Origin of the sequence: Streptosporangium heterodermiicola, from assembly GCF_051390675.1 — a bacterium.
GTDB lineage: Bacteria > Actinomycetota > Actinomycetes > Streptosporangiales > Streptosporangiaceae > Streptosporangium.
The window spans coordinates 165964-184712 of the sequence record NZ_JBPJSR010000003.1; the positions used below are offsets into that span (position 1 = coordinate 165964).

General features: G+C 71.2%; 16 protein-coding genes. 8 read left to right on the forward strand and 8 right to left on the reverse strand.

What is annotated here, in order from left to right; translation table 11 throughout:
- Window positions 1-113: 113 nt before the first annotated feature.
- Window positions 114-674 carry a COG1361 family protein gene (locus ACSC1Q_RS07875; RefSeq protein WP_436758003.1) on the forward strand — a complete coding sequence of 187 codons (561 nt, stop codon included), beginning with the start codon at window positions 114-116 and terminating at the stop codon, window positions 672-674.
- A 78-nt stretch (window positions 675-752) separates the two neighbouring features.
- Here the strand turns inward: ACSC1Q_RS07875 and ACSC1Q_RS07880 are convergent, their stop codons facing one another.
- A complete protein-coding gene (locus tag ACSC1Q_RS07880) occupies window positions 753-2339 on the reverse strand; it encodes a DUF7927 domain-containing protein (RefSeq protein ID WP_436758004.1) in 1587 nt (528 codons plus the stop codon).
- A 1245-nt stretch (window positions 2340-3584) separates the two neighbouring features.
- On the opposite strand from ACSC1Q_RS07880, the gene ACSC1Q_RS07885 reads away from it, so the two are divergent.
- The gene (locus ACSC1Q_RS07885; RefSeq protein ID WP_436758005.1) at window positions 3585-4550 is read left to right on the forward strand and encodes an ATP-binding protein; all 966 of its coding nucleotides are present in this window, start codon (window positions 3585-3587) and stop codon (window positions 4548-4550) included.
- Window positions 4551-4613: 63 nt separating this feature from the next.
- Window positions 4614-5000 carry an SCO5389 family protein gene (locus tag ACSC1Q_RS07890; protein WP_436758006.1) on the forward strand — a complete coding sequence of 129 codons (387 nt, stop codon included), beginning with the start codon at window positions 4614-4616 and terminating at the stop codon, window positions 4998-5000.
- A gap of 58 nt (window positions 5001-5058) precedes the next feature.
- Here the strand turns inward: ACSC1Q_RS07890 and rnhB are convergent, their stop codons facing one another.
- Both rnhB and ACSC1Q_RS07900 read right to left on the reverse strand, forming a co-directional pair.
- Window positions 5059-5733, reverse strand: a complete 675-nt coding sequence (gene rnhB, locus ACSC1Q_RS07895; protein ID WP_436758007.1) for a ribonuclease HII — start codon at window positions 5731-5733, stop codon at window positions 5059-5061.
- Between the two features lie 58 nt (window positions 5734-5791).
- Window positions 5792-6748 carry a LysR family transcriptional regulator gene (locus tag ACSC1Q_RS07900; RefSeq protein WP_436758008.1) on the reverse strand — a complete coding sequence of 319 codons (957 nt, stop codon included), beginning with the start codon at window positions 6746-6748 and terminating at the stop codon, window positions 5792-5794.
- A gap of 236 nt (window positions 6749-6984) precedes the next feature.
- On the opposite strand from ACSC1Q_RS07900, the gene ACSC1Q_RS07905 reads away from it, so the two are divergent.
- Both ACSC1Q_RS07905 and ACSC1Q_RS07910 read left to right on the forward strand, forming a co-directional pair.
- Window positions 6985-8265: a pyridoxal phosphate-dependent aminotransferase gene (locus ACSC1Q_RS07905; RefSeq protein WP_436758009.1), complete on the forward strand. Its 1281-nt coding sequence runs from the start codon at window positions 6985-6987 to the stop codon at window positions 8263-8265.
- A gap of 173 nt (window positions 8266-8438) precedes the next feature.
- Window positions 8439-9083, forward strand: a complete 645-nt coding sequence (locus tag ACSC1Q_RS07910) for a GNAT family N-acetyltransferase (RefSeq protein ID WP_350968734.1) — start codon at window positions 8439-8441, stop codon at window positions 9081-9083.
- Window positions 9084-9372: 289 nt separating this feature from the next.
- Here ACSC1Q_RS07910 and ACSC1Q_RS07915 read toward each other — a convergent pair whose 3' ends face one another.
- Window positions 9373-9867, reverse strand: a complete 495-nt coding sequence (locus ACSC1Q_RS07915; RefSeq protein WP_436758010.1) for a hypothetical protein — start codon at window positions 9865-9867, stop codon at window positions 9373-9375.
- A gap of 301 nt (window positions 9868-10168) precedes the next feature.
- On the opposite strand from ACSC1Q_RS07915, the gene ACSC1Q_RS07920 reads away from it, so the two are divergent.
- Entirely contained in the window at window positions 10169-13309 is a 3141-nt protein-coding gene (locus ACSC1Q_RS07920; RefSeq protein WP_436758011.1) for an AfsR/SARP family transcriptional regulator, read from the forward strand.
- 314 nt (window positions 13310-13623) lie between these two features.
- On the opposite strand, the gene ACSC1Q_RS07925 is transcribed toward ACSC1Q_RS07920, so the two are convergent.
- Window positions 13624-15093 (reverse strand): DUF7059 domain-containing protein, encoded by a 1470-nt coding sequence (locus tag ACSC1Q_RS07925; protein ID WP_436758012.1) that lies wholly within the window; start codon window positions 15091-15093, stop codon window positions 13624-13626.
- A gap of 140 nt (window positions 15094-15233) precedes the next feature.
- On the opposite strand from ACSC1Q_RS07925, the gene ACSC1Q_RS07930 reads away from it, so the two are divergent.
- Window positions 15234-15545 (forward strand): hypothetical protein, encoded by a 312-nt coding sequence (locus tag ACSC1Q_RS07930; protein ID WP_436758013.1) that lies wholly within the window; start codon window positions 15234-15236, stop codon window positions 15543-15545.
- A 197-nt stretch (window positions 15546-15742) separates the two neighbouring features.
- Here the strand turns inward: ACSC1Q_RS07930 and ACSC1Q_RS07935 are convergent, their stop codons facing one another.
- Together ACSC1Q_RS07935 and ACSC1Q_RS07940 are read right to left on the reverse strand one after the other, a co-directional pair.
- Window positions 15743-16339 carry a TetR/AcrR family transcriptional regulator gene (locus ACSC1Q_RS07935; RefSeq protein ID WP_436758014.1) on the reverse strand — a complete coding sequence of 199 codons (597 nt, stop codon included), beginning with the start codon at window positions 16337-16339 and terminating at the stop codon, window positions 15743-15745.
- A gap of 402 nt (window positions 16340-16741) precedes the next feature.
- Window positions 16742-17440, reverse strand: a complete 699-nt coding sequence (locus tag ACSC1Q_RS07940) for a GNAT family N-acetyltransferase (RefSeq protein ID WP_436758015.1) — start codon at window positions 17438-17440, stop codon at window positions 16742-16744.
- An 88-nt stretch (window positions 17441-17528) separates the two neighbouring features.
- Between ACSC1Q_RS07940 and ACSC1Q_RS07945 the strand changes: the two genes are divergently transcribed.
- The gene (locus ACSC1Q_RS07945) at window positions 17529-18092 is read left to right on the forward strand and encodes a winged helix-turn-helix transcriptional regulator (protein ID WP_436758016.1); all 564 of its coding nucleotides are present in this window, start codon (window positions 17529-17531) and stop codon (window positions 18090-18092) included.
- On the opposite strand, the gene ACSC1Q_RS07950 is transcribed toward ACSC1Q_RS07945, so the two are convergent.
- Complete coding sequence (locus ACSC1Q_RS07950; RefSeq protein WP_436758017.1) at window positions 18007-18699, reverse strand: VC0807 family protein; 693 nt, start codon at window positions 18697-18699, stop codon at window positions 18007-18009. The genes ACSC1Q_RS07945 and ACSC1Q_RS07950 overlap by 86 nt on opposite strands.
- Window positions 18700-18749 lie beyond the last annotated feature (50 nt).

Here is an 18749-nt window from a genome sequence, read left to right on the forward strand (position 1 = left end):
GATCGACGGATCGACGAATGCCGCGCTCGGCGCGTCCGGCGCGTTGAGAGCGCCCACGAGGGTCGGAATGCTGTTATGGAGTGATTACTTATAGTCACCATGGAGGTTCGAGGATGAAACGTCATCTGGCGAGCGTGGGTCTGCTCGCCGCGATCGCCGCACCCGCTGTTGGATGGCCCATCGCCTGGGCCGATCCGGTCCCCTCGGTCTCCATCTCCCTCGACGACGGGGCGAGGGAGATCACTCCGGGCGCGGAGAACACTTACACACTCCGTATCAGCAACCAGGGGACCGCCCAGCTGAAGCGCGTCCTCCTGGTGCAGTCCCTGCCACCGTCGATGACCTTCGTGAAGGCCGACGCCGGAGGGCAGGTGAAGCAGGGCAAGGTGGCGTGGACGGTGAACGTCCCGCCGCAGAAGGACGCCATCGTCCACGTGAGCGCCCGGGTCGGCGCGGTCGCGGGGGCCGCGGTGCGGAATCTGGCGACGACGGCCTGCGCCCGCAGGAGCGCCACCGGACCCGTGCTGGTCTGCGCCACGGACATCAACACCGTGGCCGTGCCGGAGAAGACGGCCGACTGGGTCCTGCCGGTCTCGTTGGCCTCCGCCGCCGTCGCGGGCCTGGTCACCGGCGCGTTCCTGCTCCGTCGCCGCCGCCGGGTCCAACCGGTCTGATCCGGCCCGCTGAGCGCCCGGCCATGAACCTCCTCGCCCGGCGAGGGCCTTTCTGGCCCGGCTAGGACTCTGGCCCGGCTAGGACCTTTCTCGCCGGGCGCTCAGCCTCAGGGCCAGACCGAGGCCGGAGAGCATGAGTCCCGCCAGGACCGGCCAGAACGGCAGGCCCGTGAACGGCAGCGAGGGACCGGCCGGTTCCACGCGAGACCACCCGGCGGGACAGGGGACCGAGAAGGACCGCCCCCGGCCCGGCACGCACGACGGGTCGGCGGGCCGTTCCGGCACCCGCGCGGGCACCGGGGTCCGCTCCGCGCCGGGAACAGGCGTCACCCCCGAGGTGCCCGAGGAGGGGGCGGACGTCGGGGCGGGACCGGAAACCGGCGCGGGTGATGGTGAGGGAACCGATCCGGGAGCGGGAATCGGCGCGGAATCCGGATCGGGCGCCGGAACGGAACCGTCAGCGGCCGCCGCTGCGGAGGCCGGGGCGGAGGCCGGGGCGGAGCCATCAGCAGCCGCCCGGGCGGAGGCGTCAGCAGCCGCCGGGGCGGAGGCGGTATCCAGCGGACGCCTCCCGCAGCCGGAACCGTCCGCCCCCGCCGGGCAGTCGGCCCCGGGCCTCGCATCCACCGCGACGTCACCCGGCTCGGACACCCCGGGTCCTTCGGGCCCCTCGGAGAATGCCCCGGGTCCTTCGGCGGGTGCCCCGGGCCCTTCGAATACCCCGGACGCCTGAGGCGTGAGCGCCCCGGTGCTCCTCGTCCCCTCGACGGCGACCCGCTGCGCGCAGCCGAGACCCGCACCGGGCACGGGGGCGGCGAGCCTGGCAGACCACGGCACCGGGTCGGGGCAGTTCGTGCCGCCCCCCGGTGCCTGGACGGCACTGTCCAGCGCCCCGTCCCCGGCGCCCGAGGTGCCGACGGTCACGCTGTAGGTGATCGTGACGATCTCGGCCATCGGGATGTCGCCGGTCCAGGCCAGCTTCGGCGCGCCGTACGAGACGGTACCGCTCGTGACCCGCGCGTCGCCGTTGTATGTCGCGTCGTCGATGACCCGGGAGAGTTCTCCGGTGAGTGTGGCCCCCCGATAGTCGGCGTTGCCGACGTTGCTGACGGTGACCGTGTAGGTGACCACCTGACCGGGACCCGCGCTCTCCCTGTCGGCGGTCATGAGGACATACAGCAGCGGCAGACCTGGCGCGCCGAGGTTCCCGCAGGCGGGATCGACGGACCCGGCCGCGCAGTTGGAACCCCCAGGACCGACCAGTTCGCCGGAGAGGCGCAGATCCCCCGCCGGAGGGTCGTCCACCGTGACGCCGTAGGTGACCGTCACCGTCTGACCGGCGGCCACGTCACCGGTCCAGGTCACCTCGGGCGCGGCGAAGGAGACCGTCCCCGACGTGGCCGACTGGTCGTGGTCGAAGCGCGCGTCGTCGAGCAGGCCCGACAGGTCGTCGGTGAAGGTGAAGCCCGAGCGGCGGGTATCACCGGTGTTGCGGAGCTTGACGGTATAAGTGATCTTCTGGCCGGGCTTGGCGAGCACGGGCGAGGCCGTCTTGGTGATCTGGACCTTCGGCTCTCCGACCGCCGCCGTCGCACGGCCCTCCCCACCGGAGCCTCCCCGCGCGCCCAGCCTCCCCGCCACGGACGCGACCCGCTTCCCTGTCACAGAAGCGCTCCACTTTCCCCTTACGACCGTGACCCGCTTCCCTGTCACGGGCGCACTCCGCTTTCCCGCCACGGACGCGACCCGCTTTCCCGTCACGGACGCGGGCAGAGATCCACCGTTCCCTATCGACGCGGACGCGAGCCCTCCCGTCTCCGCGAGTACGGACGCGGACGGCACATCCCCAGACAGCTGAGCGTGCGCCTCGTCCCCGGAAGCGGGCACCTCAGCCGCCCCTCGGACGGGCGAGGACCTTTCACCCTCTGTCCGGACAGGGGCGTCATCCTCTGTCGGTGCGGGAGCGGATGTTCCACCCGCCGCCGAGGGGGTGCCGGCCACGGCGGACGACGCCCCCGCGCGCCCCTTCCCCTCCGGTACGAGCGAAAGCTTCCCCTTTGACGTCACGGCCACCGGCTTTGGCTTCACCGCTACTGGCTTTGGCGTCACCGCCACCGGCGAAGGCTTTCCCCTCCACACCGCAGCCGACGAGGAATTCCCCCCGGCGGCCGTCGCCGGAAGAGTCTCGGCCCGGACGGATGGCGCGGACGTTTCCGTCACACCCGCTCCGGGTGCGGCGAGAGCGGGCGACGGCGTCACGAGCACCGCGAGCGCGACCCCGCACGCGGCGAACCCACCGGCTCGCCGTCCGGAAAATCGCCACCCGGAGAACCGCCCGTCAGAGACCTGCCACCCGGAAAACGGCCGTCCAGGAACCCGCCACCCGGAAAGCCACCGCCCGGAGACCCCCTGCCCGGAGACCTCTCGCCCGGAGACACCTCGCTCGGAGAACCGCCGTCCAGGAACCCGCCGCGCGGAAACGCGACGCGACCAGGTACCGATACGTACCACCAAAGCCCCTTGCTGACCCTTGTCCACGATCTCGCAGGGGGGCTCAAGATCAACCGACTCGGGGTGGGATACCCCGACCGGCCGGATCCCACCGGCACCGGCGGTAAACATCCGCCCCGCCGATCCCCAAGGGAGCTGCCGAGCCCGCACAGGAGACCTCGAAGCGGTAACAGCGGATCTTTGTCACCGGTCATGACATGACAGGTGTTTTCCCTCGCCTCTTTCACCCGCCCCCGTCATGAGGGATCACCCTCATCCGCGTTCGCGGCACGAGCGCGTCCTCGCTCCTCCTCGCGATACGCGGATACGCGGATACGCGCCCCACACCCCCGGCCGGCGTGGCATGATGAGCCCCCAGAGGTATTGAAATGATTTTCATAATCAGATTGGATCGTCGTTATGAGGGTGGCGTTCGTTGGTAAGGGCGGCAGCGGCAAGACGACCCTGTCGGCGCTTTTCGCGAGATACACCGCGAGCCGGGGCGGCCCCGTCGTGGCCGTCGACGCCGACATCAACCAGCACCTGGGCATGGCGCTGGGGCTGGCCGAGGGTGCGCTGCCGAGGCCGATGGGCTCGCACCTGACCGAGATCAAGGAATACCTGCGGGGCGACAACCCCCGCATCTCATCGGCCTCCGCGATGGTCAAGACCACCCCGCCGGGGTCCGGTTCGCGGCTGCTCCGCCTCGACGAGCGGGACGACCCGATCCACACCGGATTCTCCGCCCCCACGCCCGAGGGGCCCCAGCTCATGGTCACCGGGCCGTTCAGCGAGGACGACCTTGGAGTGGCGTGCTACCACTCCAAGGTCGGCGCCGTGGAGCTCTATCTGAACCACCTGCTCGACAGCGCGGGCGAGTACGTCGTGGTCGACATGACGGCCGGGGCCGACTCCTTCGCCTCGGGACTGTTCACCCGCTTCGACATGACCTTCCTGGTGGCCGAGCCGACCCGCCAGGGCGTGAGCGTCTACCGCCAGTACCGCGACTACGCCGCCGACTACGGCGTGCCGGTCGCGGTCGTAGGCAACAAGATCCACGGCCCGGGAGACGTGGCGTTCCTGCGCGACCAGGTCGGCGACGACCTGCTGGTCTGCCTGGAGCACTCGGCGGCGATCCGCGCGATGGAGCAGGGCCGCCCCTTCACCCTCCGGGACCTCGAACCGGCCAACTCCCGGGCTCTGGGCACGCTTCTCGACCATCTCGACACCCGGGAGAAGGACTGGTTCCGCTTCGGGCGCCAGGCCGTGCAGTTCCACCTCCGCAACGCGGAGGCCTGGGCGAACAGGGCGACCGGCGAGGACCTGGCGGCTCAGATCGATCCCGGCTTCGTCTTCGGGCCCACGCGAGTGTCGCTCTCCCGCTAGATGGAGCGCTCCGTAGGCCCGACCTAGTGTCTGATGAATCCCCTTCTGTGAGGAGAACGCAGCATGTCGCTGACCGTTTCGAACGATCTTCTCGACCAGGCCAAGGCCGGTGAGGTGGACGACGCGGCATTCGTCACCTGTGTCAGAGACTCCCTCCCGTACGCCTGGGCGCTCATCAGCGACCTGGTCAAGGAGCGCGAGCACACCGGTGCCGAGTTCGCCGACAACACGGTGCCCCCGCCGGACGAGGCCGCTCGCGGCCAACTCCTGCGCGCTCTCGCCAGCGACGCCATGCGCGGTGCCCTGGAGCGTCACTTCGGGGTGCGGCTGGCCTTCCAGAACTGCCACCGGGTCGCGGTCTTCGACCCGTCCGCCACCGGCGCCCACGCGAAGTTCGTCACCGCCAGGTCACAGATCCTCAACCAGTCGCCCGAACTGGTCGACTGCTGACGGCCTCGTTCCGAGGCGGACCGCCTTCCCCGGTCTCATCCCGGTCTCCGGACCGGTCTCATTGTGGTCCGAAAAGCCCGAGTTGACCCTCTCCGGCCAGCGGGTTGCGATGTCTCTTGAGGTGGCGCCACCGGGGAAGGTCGTCCAGATATGACCAGGACAGGCGGTGATGCTCCGTCGGGCCGAGAGCGGCCAGCGCCGCCTGGTGGACCGGCGAGGGGTAGCCCGCGTTGTCGGCGAACCCGTACTCCTCGAAGCCGAGCGAGGCCATGTAGGTGTCCCGCCGAACCTTGGCGATCACTGAGGCCGCGGCCACCGAGACGCAGGAGAGGTCGCCCTTGACCTCGCACCTGACCGGCCAGGGCGCGCCCAGATAGTCGTGCTTCCCGTCCAGGACGACCACGTCGGGCCGGACGGGAAGCGCGGCCAGCGCCCTCCTGGCCGCCCTGCGCAGGGCCTCGGTCATCCCGAGCGCGTCGATCTCCTCGTGGGACGCCTCGCCGTACCCGATCCCGGCCGCCCAGGCGGTGATCTCGGAGACCATGGCGGTACGGCGGGCGGGGGTGAGCAGTTTCGAGTCGGTGAGCCCGGCGGGCGGTTCCGACAGGTCGGTGACCACGGCGCAGACCGCCACCGGCCCGGCCCAGGCTCCGCGCCCGACCTCGTCCACCCCGGCGACCAGTTTGGAACCGCCGTCGTTCAGCAACCGCTCAAGCGCGTAGGTGGGAGGCACGTGCCGACGTTACCGGGCCGCGAGCCTCCGGGCGTCCCCGGACCGGACACCCTCCCGATCAAGCATGAGGCTCCAGGCGTTCCCGGGAGGCCGGTTCGACCCCCTCCAGGTCGGCGGCGAGGAGCCGGGCGGCGACGTGGACGGCCCGGAGGGTGACGGAGACGGCGGGGCGGTGGACGCCGGACGACCGGGCGACGGCGTGCACGACCCGGCCCACCGGCGGCCCGGGAAACCGGCGGACGGCGATGCCGCGAACCCCCGCGGCGAGTGCCAGGGCGGGGACGGCCGCGATGCCGATGCCCTTGGCGACCAGGCCGATGATCGTACCCAGCCCCTCGAACTCCCAGGGCACCGGCCGGTGACCGCCGACGTCGGCCATCAGCCGGTCCACCGCCAGCCGGGAGGGCTCGCCGTCCGGGGTGGCCATCCAGGGCTCGTCGCGTAGCTCCCGCAGGTCGACCGGGACGTCGGGGGAGGCGAGCCGGTGCCTGCGCGGCACCACGAGCACCAGCGGGTCGCGCAGCAGCGGGAAGACCCGCATGGTGTCGGGCTCGCGCATCCGGCCGTGCCAGTCGTCGATCAGGGCGATGTCCACCTCGCCCGACTGCACCTCGCGCATCCCGCGCCCCGAGCGGCCCTGTCCCATCCGCAGGGTGAGCTCGCCGTACCGGCGCAGCGTCCTGGCCAGCGCGGGTGCGAAGGCCACCGCGGCGGTCGGGAAGGCGGTCACGGTGACCCGACCCGAAGGCGTCGCGGCCTGGGCCGACAGGTCGGACTCGGCGCTCTCCACCATGGCCAGGATGCGCTCGGCGTGCTCGACCAGGCGGCGCCCCGCGTCGGTCAGCTCCGCGCTCCTGGCGGTCCTGTCGATCAGCACGGCGCCCGCCTCGCGCTCCAGCGCGGCCAGCTGCTGCGAGACCGCCGAGGGACTGTAGCCGAGGGAGGCCGCGGTGGCCGCGATGCTGCCCCGGCGAGCGAACTCACAGATCAGGACGAGTCTCCGCAGATCAAGCATCAGTTTTCCTTACGCCCACCCACGACAACCGAAGCTTGTCCTGATGAACCTCATCCCATCAGGCTTGGAGACGCACCACAACGGCCCGCACCACTCCGCGAACAATCCACACCATTCCACCGACAAAACGAACAGCACAGGCAGCACGTACCGCTCCACAACACATTTCGTATTTCTCAGCACTTCCCCGTACTTCTCCGCGACAAGACAAGGCAAGCCAAGATAGGAACCCCGCGATGAGCGTCACGCTTTCCGCCACCCTGGCGGCCAACGAGGACATCGAGCGAAGACGGCGCGCCGGTGAGCGCGTGCTGAACCTGGCCTTCGGTGAGGCCGGTCTGCCCGTGCATCCGGCCCTGGGCGAGCGGCTGGCCGCGGCGTCCGGCCTGAACGGCTACGGACCCGTCGCCGGCGCGTTCGCGCTGCGCGAGGCGGCCTCCGGCTACTGGTCGCGGCGCGGCCTGCCCACCGATCCCGACCTGGTGGTCTGCGGTCCCGGGAGCAAGCCCCTGCTGTACGGCCTGCTCCCGGCGATCGGCGGCGACATCGTGCTGCCGATGCCGAGCTGGGTCAGCTACGCGGCCCAGGCCGAGCTGGCCGGGGCGCGTTCCCTTCCGGTTCCGACGCCCCCCGGCGAGGGTGGGGTGCCGGATCCCGAGCGCGTGCCGGCGGCGGTCAGGCGTGCCCGCGCCCAGGGGCGCGACGTGCGCTCGCTGCTGGTCACGCTTCCCGACAACCCCAGCGGAACGCTGGCCGGGGCTGCGACGATCCGGCGGATCGCCGAGGTCGCCCGCGAACTCGACCTGACGATCATCTCCGACGAGATCTACCGCGACCTGGTCCACTCCCCGGACACCGGTTTCCTCAGTCCCGCCGACGTGGCTCCCGAGCGGACCGTGATCACCAGCGGGCTCAGCAAGAGCCTCGCCCTGGGCGGCTGGCGGATCGGCGTGGCCCGGCTCCCGTCGACGGCCCTGCGCGACCGGCTCCTGGCGGTGGCGAGCGAGATCTGGTCCAGCCCCGCCGCACCGGTCCAGCAGGCGGCGGCGTACGCCTACACCGAGCCGCCGGAGCTCGTCGAGCGGGTGGGCCGGAGCCGCGAGCTGCACGGCGCGGTGGCGCGGGCGGTGTACGAGCGGTTCGTCCGCGCGGGCGTGCGGGTGGACGAGCCGCGTGGCGGTTTCTACCTCTACCCCGACCTCACCGGGCTCGACTTCGCGTCCTCCGCCGACCTGGCCGCGTACCTGCTCGACCGGCACGGCGTCGGGGTGCTCCCCGGCCACGTCTTCGGCGACGACCCGGCGGCCCTGCGGGTGCGGGTGGCGACCAGCCTCCTGTACGGCGGGACGGCGCGGCTGCGGCTGGCCGCGCTCGACGCTCCCGACCCCCTGGCACTGCCCTGGATCTCGGCCTCGCTGGACCAGCTGGGCGAGGCGCTGACCGGCCTGTTCGCGAGGCGGGGAGCACCTCTGCCTCCCGTGCGCGTCCCGCTCGTCACGGCCCCCGCGACGGGGTGATCGCACCCCGCCGGAAACGCTCGGGCGACGGAGGTTCCCGGAGTGTCGTCAGCGGTTCTGATCTGGTATCTCTTACCCTGAAGGCTCACGGGTCACGTGCGTTCCTCGATGCTCACCAAGATGTCTCGTGTCGTTTGGTATCAAGCAGGGGAAAGAGCCCTCATTATGTGCTCATGCCCGCTTTCGTCACCCTGTCCGGGCGCCTCGTGCGCCTGGAACCGCTCAGCCTCGCGGTCGTCGACGACCTCGTCGCCGCGGCGAGTGAAGACCGTTCTACGTACGCCTTCACTCGCGTCCCCCATGGCCGGGACGAGATGGTCTCCTACGTGGAGGCCGCTCTGGCTGAGCAGGCGGAGGGCCGCACGATGCCCTTCGCCATCCGGTGGCTGCACACCGATCGCGTGGTCGGTGCCACCCGTCTCATGCATCTGGAGTACTGGCAGGGCCCCATGCCCTGGCCGCCGGGCGCTCGTGGGGCGGTGGGCGATGTCCCGTCCGTGGCGGACATCGGTTACACCTGGCTCTCCGCCTCCGCGCAGGGAACCGGCGTCAACCGCGAGAGCAAGTATCTGATGCTCTCCCTCGCCTTCGAGACCTGGCAGGTCCACCGCATAACCCTCAAGGCCGACATACGGAACGTACGCTCCCGGGCCGCCATCGAAGCCCTCGGCGCGCACCTCGACGGTGTGCGACGGGCGGAGAGCCGAGGCGCCGACGACACGGTCCGAGATACCGCGTACTACTCCATCCTGAGTGACGAATGGCCGGTCGTCCGAGAACGGATGCACGCGCGGATGGGCCTGGTCGAAGCCGCGTGAGACGGAGACCCCATGTGTGGCATTACGAGGAGCAGCGGACGACCGAAAAGGATATAAAGCTAGAAATAGCCCATAAAGCACATAGAATAAAAAACAGTATTTTAATTACTTAATGGAACAAAAGGCCCGCCCGGGGTTCCGGGCGGGCCTGGTGTTCGTCCGGCGCCGCACGCGAGTCGCGGCTCGCGAGGCCGGCGGGTCGAACGGAGATCGCGGGTGAGGGGAGGACGTTCATCTACCGGGCTTCACCGGATTCGCCGGATTCGCCGGACTCCTAGCGGCCCCGGGGTCACTCGTCGTCGTCGGACTCGATCTCGTAGATGTAGCGCCACTTGCCGCACAGCGTCTTCTTGGCGTCGTGCTTGTCCCAGTAGCAGACCCTGACCTGCAGGTTGTCGATGTCGTCCGCGACGTAGTGGAAGCTCTGGTAGCCGCTGGTGCCGCACTTGCGGGCCCAGGAGTAGTTCTCGTCGCCGTCGTGGGTCTCGAACTTGAACTGGGCGTAGCCGCAGAGCCAGTTCGGCGAGTACTTGTCGTAGAGCCGGCCCCGGACGTGGAGGCGGTCGTCATCGTCGAGCGAGACGCTGCCCTTGGCACGGGCGCGGGAGTCGTCGTAGTACTTGGAGTAGTAGTAGCCCCAGGGCTCCTCGTCATAGCTGCTCGCGGCGGCGGGGGCGGCGGTGAGGGTGGCGGCGGAGGCGGAGGTGGCGAGAGCGGGGACACCGATCGCGACGACGGCGGTGGCGGCGGCGAGACCGAGGATTCTGCTGATCGAGCGGTGCATGGTGGTTCTCCTTGAGGGGTGTGGCTCCCGGCTTCCTGAGGAGCCATGGCTCATTGATAGGCCTCGGTGCCTGCATCGCACTTACAGCCCCTTTATCCATGCCTGCAATCCACTGACATGCCGGGCATGGCCGCCCCCGTATGGGGCCATGCCCGACGACACCAGCATTGAGGGCATGGCTCAACGGCCGATTGACGAGTAATCAACGTCTCGGCGAACAAGCAAGCCTCTACCTACGGGGTAAGCAAGGGAGGATCTATCATTTGGCCATAAAACTTCCCATTGGGCGGAGATTCAAGAAATGGCTGTTCAGGGCAGCGGAGACGGATTGCGGTTCGCCGTGCTCGGTCCTGTCCAGGCATGGCGCGACGGTTCCGAGCTCGATCTGGGCACCCCACTGCAACGTTCCATCCTGGCGATGCTCCTGCTGAGGGAGGGCCGGGCGGTCACGCCCGCCGAGATGATCGACGCGATCTGGGGGGAGGACGCCCCGCCCCGCGCGCTCGGCGCCCTCCGCACCTACGTCTCCCGGCTGCGCGCGGTGCTGGAGCCCGGCAGGTCGCCGCGCACCCGTCCCGAGCTGCTCACCTCCGTCGGCAGGGGGTACGCGCTGCGGCTGAACGGCGGCTCCCTCGACCTGCTCGCCTTCGAGCACGGCGTCCAGGAGGCGGAGACCGCGCGCCGCGAGGGCGATCCGGCGCGGGCCGCGGAGAGCCTGCGCGCGAGCCTGGCGCTCCACACCGGCGAGCCGCTCGCCGGGGCCGTCGGCCCGTACGCCGAACACCAGCGCGGGCGGCTCGCCGAGCGCCGGATGAGCGTGGTCGAGGTCCTGATGGACCTGGACCTGGAGCTGGGCAGGCACGCCGACGTCCTGTCCGAGCTGATCGCGCTGACCGGCGACCACCCGCTGCGCGAGCGGCTCCGCGCCCAGCTGATGCTGGCCTACTACCGGTGCGGGCGCAGGGCGGAGGCGCTGGCGGCCTTCGCCGACACCCGCGCCACGCTGATCGAGGAGCTGGGCATCGAGCCGGGCTCCGACCTGACGAGCATGCACCAGCGCATCCTCACCGGCGACCCGGCCCTCACCGCCCCGGCAGGTCCGCCGGCAAGGCCCGCCGAGGCCGTCAAGGCCGCGGAGACCACGGAACCGGCGGCGAAGGAAGGCGCCGAGACGAGGCCGTCCCCGGAACCCGACTCCGACCCCACGAGGACGCCGGAGACGCGGGCGACGGCGACGAGCCCGGAGCTGCCACGACCGGCGCAGCTTCCCGCCGGCGCGAACGACTTCACCGGCCGCCGCCAGATCATCGCGCGGCTGCGCACGCTGCTGTCGGTCCAGGACGGCTCCGAGGGCGTGCCGGTGGCGGCCATCTCCGGTATCGGCGGCGTGGGCAAGACGGCCCTGGCCGTGCACGTCGCCCACGCCATGCACGACCTGTTCCCCGACGGCCAGCTCTACGCCGACCTGCGCGGGTACGGCGAGGAGCCGACCGCGCCCGAGTCGGCGCTCGCGGCCTTCCTGCGCGGGCTCGGCCTGCCCGCCGACGCCATCCCCGACGGCCTGGCCGAGCGGTCTGCGCTGTTCCGCTCGATCCTGGCCGACCGGCGGATGCTCGTGCTGCTGGACAACGCGCGCGACGCCGCGCAGGTGAGCCAGTTGCTCCCCGGTTCGGCCGGGTGCGCGGCGATCGTGACCAGCCGGGGCAAGCTCGCCGACCTGGCCTCGGCCAGGCTGGTCGACCTGGACGTGATGGAACCGGAGGAGGCCCTCGCGCTGTTCGGCATCGTCGCCGGTGTGGAGAGGGTGGAGGCCGAGCGCGCCGCCGCGATGGACGTGGTCGCCGCCTGCGGTTTCCTGCCGCTCGCGGTGCGGATCGTGGCGGCGCGCCTGGCCGCCAGGCCGTCCTGGACGGTCGCCTCCCTGGTGCCCAGGCTCGCCGACGAGCGCCGCCGCCTGGACGAGATGCGCGTGGGCAACCTCGCGGTGGAGGCGACCTTCGCCCTCGGGTACGGCCAGCTCACCCCCGCCCAGGCCCGCGCGTTCCGGCTGCTCTCGCTGCCGGGGGGCCCGGACATCTCGGTCGGGGCCGCCGCCGCGCTGCTCGCGCTGGACCCGATGGACACCGAGGACGTCCTGGAGTCCCTGGTGGACACCAGCCTGCTCGAAGCCCCCGCCCCCGGCCGCTACCGCTTCCACGACCTGCTCAAACTCTTCGCCCGCCGCGTCGCGGAACGGACCGAGAACGCGACGGAGGAGAGCTGCGCCGCGGGCGAGACGAAACGGGGGGAGCGGCGCGGGTCCGGGGTGAGCGTGACCATCGGCGGGAAGGGCGAGGCCGCGCTGCGCCGGTTGCTCGACTTCTACCTGGCGTCCGCGCGCTCGGCGCACCGCCTCGCCTACGAGGGCAGCACGATGGCCGACCGGCTGGGGGTCACCGGGACCGGTCACGCCTTCGCCTCCGCCGACGAGGCGGTGGCCTGGCTCTCGGTGGAGGCGGAGTCGCTGTTCGCGGCGATCGCCCAGGTGACCTGCGCGGACAAGGCCGACGAGCTGCTGCCGGGGGCCGACCTGCTGCTCGCCATGGAGCCGCTGCTGGAGTCGGGGAGCCACGTCCGCGAGTTCGAGAGCCGGACGCGGGAGATGCTCGCCGTCGCGCGGCGGATCGGCGCCGTCTCCAGCGAGCTGCGCTGCCGCTACGTGCTCGGGCGGGTGCTGTTCGGCGCCAACCGGCTGGCCGAGGCGGAGGAGGAGTTCCGTACGTCGCTGGAGCTGTCCGCCGGAGGCGACAGCATCGTCACCGGCGAGGCGCTCAACGCGCTGGCCGTCGTGGCCGGGCGCCGGCGACGCCACGTGGAGGCCCTGGCCTGGTTCGACTCGGCGCGCGCGGCGTTCAGGGAGGTGGGGGCGCGGGGCGGGGAGGCGCTGACGCTCAGCTACTCCGCCCGCGACCACCTGTTCCTGAAGCAGCCGAAGGAGGCCATCGCCGCCGCCGAGCAGGGGCTCGCCCTGTTCATCGAGATGGGCTCCAGCGCGGGCACCGCCAGGGCCCGCTACCACCTGGGAATGATCCTGTCGCGGGTCGGCCGGCTGAACGAGGCGGTCCACCACCACGCCGAGTGCCTCGCCTTCTTCAGGGCGAGCAGGCAGCTGGTCTGGGAGCAGCGGGTCTGCTCCCGGCTGGCCGAGACGTTCATCAGCGCGGGCCGCTTCACCGACGCGGCCCGTCACGCGGAACAGGCGCTCACCGTGAGCCGGGAGATCAGCCACCCGTACGGCGAGGCGCAGGCGCTGTGGGTGCTAGGCAAGGCGCTCAACGGTCTCGGCGGTGTCGAGCGTGGCCGGGACTGTCTCGAACGCGCCCACGACCTGTTCGGCAGGCTCGGAGCGCCCGAGGCCGAGGATCTGCGTCTTCTGCTGGAGCGCGACCAGGTCGACAGCTGATGCCAGGCCGTCGTACAGGTCGTCGTCGAGACGCGTCATCCAGACGTGGTTGATCACCGGCGTTCCCCTCGAAGTCAGGCCCCGCGGTTCGGGATGGGCGTGGAGGTCCGGCCGGCCGTCTGACCCGGGCGACGCGTAGGGGGCCCGGTCATCCGGTGCGTCGCTCGCGGGTCGGCCGCCTCACTGTGACGGTCGGCCGGACGTGGCACGGACCCTTCACCCCCCGGGTCCGTGCCCCACGACCAGAGCCTCTCCCACGGCGTTTGCCATTCGATTGACAAGTGATAGCGGCGATATCCACAGCCTGTGGACGATCACCCTGTGGATATGTGGAAAAACCCTTCGGCGATCAGCGGGCGGAGGGCGGCGGGAGCCTTCGTCCGCAGGTCGTCGTGGTCCTCGCCGGTCAGTTCCGCGATCGCGGCGAGCAGTGGGTCCAGTGGATAATCCCCGTCGCAGACCCCCGCGAGGGCGGCTTCCACCGTCCCGACCGCCACGCTGCGGCGCAGCCCGGAGGTCTGCCGCAGCACGATGCGCGACGGGTCCTCGGCGCCCGGCGGGCCGACCCGCTCCTCCAGCACCCCCTCGGCCACCACGAGCCTGGAGCCGAGCAGCTCGGCGTCGGTCAGCCGGTGCGCCGTCGTGATCGCGCCGAGCACCTCGTCCACGTATCCGCCGACCGGCAGCTCCACCGCCTGCCCGTACTCCTCGACCCGCACGACGGGGTCGAGGCTCCCGGAGTCGTTCAGCGTGATCCAGCCGAAGCCGATCCCGGTGACGTTCTCCGCTTCGAACCAGCCGAGCCAGTCGTCGTAGAGCTCGCGGTGGCGCGGGGTGCCCTGCTCGGCGGCGTCGCGTAGCCACAGCTCGACGTACTCGGCGGGATCCTGGACGTCGCGCTGCACCACCCAGCCGTCGCAGCCGGTCCCGGTGAGCCAGCCGCCCACCCGGTCGCGCCAGTCCTCGCCGTCGACGTGCAGCCAGTTGGCCAGCAGGTGGCAGGTGCCGCCCGGCGCGAGATGGCGGGGCGCCCGGCGTACGAGGTCGCGGCAGAAGTCGTCGGCGTGGAAGCCCGACTCGCGGTAGGTGAACCGGCCGGCCGGGGAGACGACGAACGGCGGGTTGGAGACGATCAGGTCGAAGCGGTCGTCCTCGACGGGGTCGAACAGGGAGCCCCGCCGGGCGTCGACGCCGGTGATCCCGGACAGCGCCCAGCTGAGCCCGGCCAGCTCCAGCGCGCGCGGGTTGACGTCGGTGGCCGTGATCTCCTCGGCCCTGCCGGCCAGGTGGAGGACCTGCACCCCGCACCCGGTACCGATGTCCAGGGCGCGCCCGACGAGGCGGCGGGAGGCCAGCTGGGCCAGGTTCGCCGAGGCGCCGCCCGCGCCGACGACGTGGTCCGGGCGCAGGGCCGGGTCGCCCGGCCTGACCTTGCGGTCGGAGACGACGTAGCCGTCGGAACCACCGGAGCCGTCGGTCTCCCAGGGCTGCAGGTGGACCGCGGAGGTGACCCGGCCGCCCTCGACGGTCACCAGGCCCGCGGCGGCCAGCTCCTCCACGGGAAGGCCCTCCGGCACCCCGCGCGCCTCAACGGGAGCGCCGAGCCACCACAGCCGGATCAGGGTGGCGAGCGGGTCGCCGTCCGCGGTGGCGCGCAGGGCGGGGATCGTCTCCTCACGGGAGAGCGCGGTGGCGGCGACGTCGCCGAGGCGCTCGCGGACGCCGTCGATGGTGTAGCCGGTGTCGAGCAGAAACCCCCTGAGCCAGCCAAACAGATCATTCACCGGGCAATCCTCGCACCGAGTGTCTCCGAATGCCTCCAGTGACGAGACTGTTACCCCCCGGGGAAAGCGTTCTGCAAGCGAACTTCAAGCGGAAAGCGGTACTTCTTGGTAGCCGCACCACACGCTTCAAAGGATCCATGATGCTGATCCCCTGCTTCGCCTGCGAGTCCCGTTTTCATCCTGACGAGTACTTCCGCGCCTGCCACGACTACCACCGTGGCAAGGACCTGGTCGCGTGGACGTGCCCGCGGTGTGGCAACCAGGACGAGTTACGGGTCTTCCCGGGCGAGCTGGGATTCGGCTACGCACGGCGTGGCAGGTTCGACGTCTCCGACCGGGTACGGGTGCCCGGCCTGCGACGCCGTCGCCAGGACCTGCGGTTGGACATCTCGCTGGACGAGGACGTCTGGCGGGTGCCGACGCGGACGCGTCAGCTGGTGGGAGCCCACTGAGACCGCTCCGGCCCGGAAAAGCCCCCGTGATCCGGGCCGGAGTACTCAGTGACACCCGCCGGACAGGCGGCGCTCGGAGCGGCCGTACGGGGTCGGGCCGCTCAGGGAGTCAGGCCACTCAGAGGCATGCGGTGACGACCGATCGGGGAGCCGAACGGTGACGGCCGTTCAGAGGTCCGTGCCGTTCAGCGGACCTGTCAGGGGGTCTGCTGCCGCAGGCTCTGCCAGGCCGCCTCGCGGAGACCACTGATCTCGTCGGGGGTGGGCTGGTGCGCGCCGGCGAACCACAGGCGGCACATCTCGGTGGCCGGTCCCAGCCAGAGCACGTAGCACATCGTCGGGTGGACGGGCTGGAGCAGGCCGTCCTTCATGTGCGGGCGCCACCAGTCGGAGACCTTCCTGAAGAACGCCCTGCGCGACTCCGACACCTCGGTGCCGCCCGGCTCGTCGCGCCTGGGTGGACGCTCGCTGATCAGCAGGTGGGCGCGCTCGCGGTGCTCGCCGCACCAGGACATGTGCAGCGCGACGATGGCCTCGATGCCTCCCCGCGCGCTCTCGTGGCGCTGGAGCTCGGCGAGGAACGCGTCCTGGTACATGCGCAGGGTCTCGGCGTACAGGACGCCGAAGACGTGTTCCTTGCTGGCGAAGTGGTGGTAGAAACTGCCGACGCTGACGCCGCTCTCCTCACGGAGGCTGGCCAGCGTGGTGGCCGAGACCCCGTCCTGGCTGAATCGGCGCAGGGCACCCTCGACGATCCTGGTGCGGCCGTCGCGTCCGCTCTTGGCAGTCTTCACGGATCCCATGGTGGAGCAACAGAACCTTGTTCCGCAAACTGCCCGGGGAACGGCTTGGACCACGTCGATCTTACCTCCTTGATCCGGAGGCCGGATCGCCACCCTGGATGTCCGGTCCACCTGGTTCGGCGACGGCGTTCCCCGGGCTCCCCGCCCGGAGCCTCCAACCCGGTACGCCCTGGTGGGACCGCTCGACGAGACCGCCCGGCGGGCCCGCGCGGTGACCCGGCGGGCCCGGATGGCGAGCGGGTGAGCTCAGGTGGTGACCCGGTGAGTCGGCGAGCCGGCATGGCGAGCGGGTGAGCTCAGGTGGTGGCTCGGTGAGGGTGAGCCGGTGAGCTCGGGTGGTGGGCCCGCGCGGTGAGTCCGGACGGGGTCATACGGGAATCGGCCCGGTGGCGCTCAGCGGCGAACCGTCGCGGTCACCTCGACCGTGCCGGAGGAGACGCGCATCGTCGCCTCCGGCCATGCCCTGCGGACCATCGCCAGGACCGTGCGGTTGTCCCCGAGCACGTCCATCCCCACCGTCCTGGCCCCCCTGCTCTCCGCGCGGCGCATCAGCGCGCGGACGAGCCGGGAGCCCAGCCCCATTCCCTGCCACTCGTCGCCCACCACCACGGCGATCTCGACGTCGGCCTCCTCACCCCGGTAGCTCATCGCGTGCCCGACGAGAAGACTCCCGTGCACGGCGAGCAGGGCGTCGCGCCGCTCGTCCACCGCGAGCAGCGTCCCGACGAAGCTCGCGCTCGGACGGCCCATCCCGGCGAAGAACCTCTGCGCCTGCGTACGAGGCGACAGTCCCCCGAGGAAGCGGCGGATCCCCTCCTCGTCGTCCGGCCGCGCGAGCCGGATCTCGACGGCACCTCCGGGCACGGTCGCGACGTCCCCGGGCACCCGCGCCGGATCCTCGGCCCCGGCCGCGACAACCTCGGGCGTCCGTTCGAGATCCCCGTACACGACCGCGACGCCCCCGGACATCCGCGCGACGTCCCCGCACCCGACCGCGAGGTCCCCCTGTACGACCGCGACGTCCCCGCGCGAGGGTGGGGCGTCCCCGGGCGCCGGGACACCGTCCGGCGACACCAGCTGAGTTCGCATCATGGACTCAGGGTCTCGTGAGACAGCTGAGTATGTCAACTAGACTTAGAGGAACGTTGGAGGTGGTGCGATGGCGACTTACGATTCGCACATGAATGAGGCGGCTCCCCGCAACCTGCCCCTGCACATAGAGAACTGCTCCATCGAACGCGCCCTGGGCGTCGTCGGCGAGAAGTGGACGTTCCTGGTGCTGCGCGAGGCGTTCGGCGGCGTGCGGCGCTTCGCCGACATGCAGGCCGCCACCGGAGCGCCCAGACAGGTGCTCAGCGCCCGGCTGACCCGGCTGGTGGAGGAAGGACTGCTGCGCAAGGTCCCCTACCGCGAGCCCGGCCAGCGGCAGCGCGACGAATACCGGCTGACCCGGATGGGCCTCGACCTCTATCCGGCACTGGTGGCCCTGATGCAGTGGGGCGACCGCTATCTCAGCGACCGCGAGGGACCTCCGGCGCTCATCACCCACCGCGACTGCGGCGCCCTGGTCGAGCAGCACTTCCGCTGCGCCGAAGGGCACGAGGTGCCGGGTCCGAGAGAGGTCACCCCGGTGCCCGGCCCCGGAGTGCGCTTCGGCCCTACGGCCTCGCCGTCTCCAGGCCCGGCGTCCCCGGCTCCTGGATTTCCGTCCATCGCGTCTCCAGCCTCCGCAGGCAGTGCCTGAGGCTGAGCACCGAGACCAGCGCCGCGCCGCCGAGCAGCACCGCGACCGCGGAGGTGCGGACGAGGAGGTACGTCTCCAGGGTCTGGCTGAGCAGCAGCCAGAGGCTAAGCGCCCCGTTCAGCAGCTGCGCGCAGCCCCACAGCACCGACTGCGACACGAAGAAGCGGCGCATCCGCGGGTGCTCCATCACCTGGTCGGGCAGCGGCACGAGATCGGCCACCACCCGCCGGATCAGCGGCCTCCGCAGCGGCGCGGTGAGCAGGAAGCCCATGCTCACGCAGAACACCCCGAGGCAGGGCTGCAGGAAGAACACGATGGGGTTGCCCGTCGCCACCGTCAGCACCACCCTGACGGTGATCGTGCCCGCCGCCAGCAGCAGCGTGCCGGGCGCCTCGCCACCCTTGACCAGCCGCCAGGCGACGCCGCCGTAGACCCAGGCCGCCGCGACCGCGAGCGCGACGTTGGCGTTGGTGAAGACCAGCGCGACGTAGAAGACCAGAACGGGAAGGATCATGCTCTCGAACACCCTGGGGGCGGCGTGCCGCAGCAGGACCCCGATCCGGGGGAGTACGAGCGGAGCCGGGGGGGCGGGCATGAGCACAGTCATCAGGGGCGGGCTCCGGAGGTGGTGGAACATCCCGGGGGAAATCTCACACG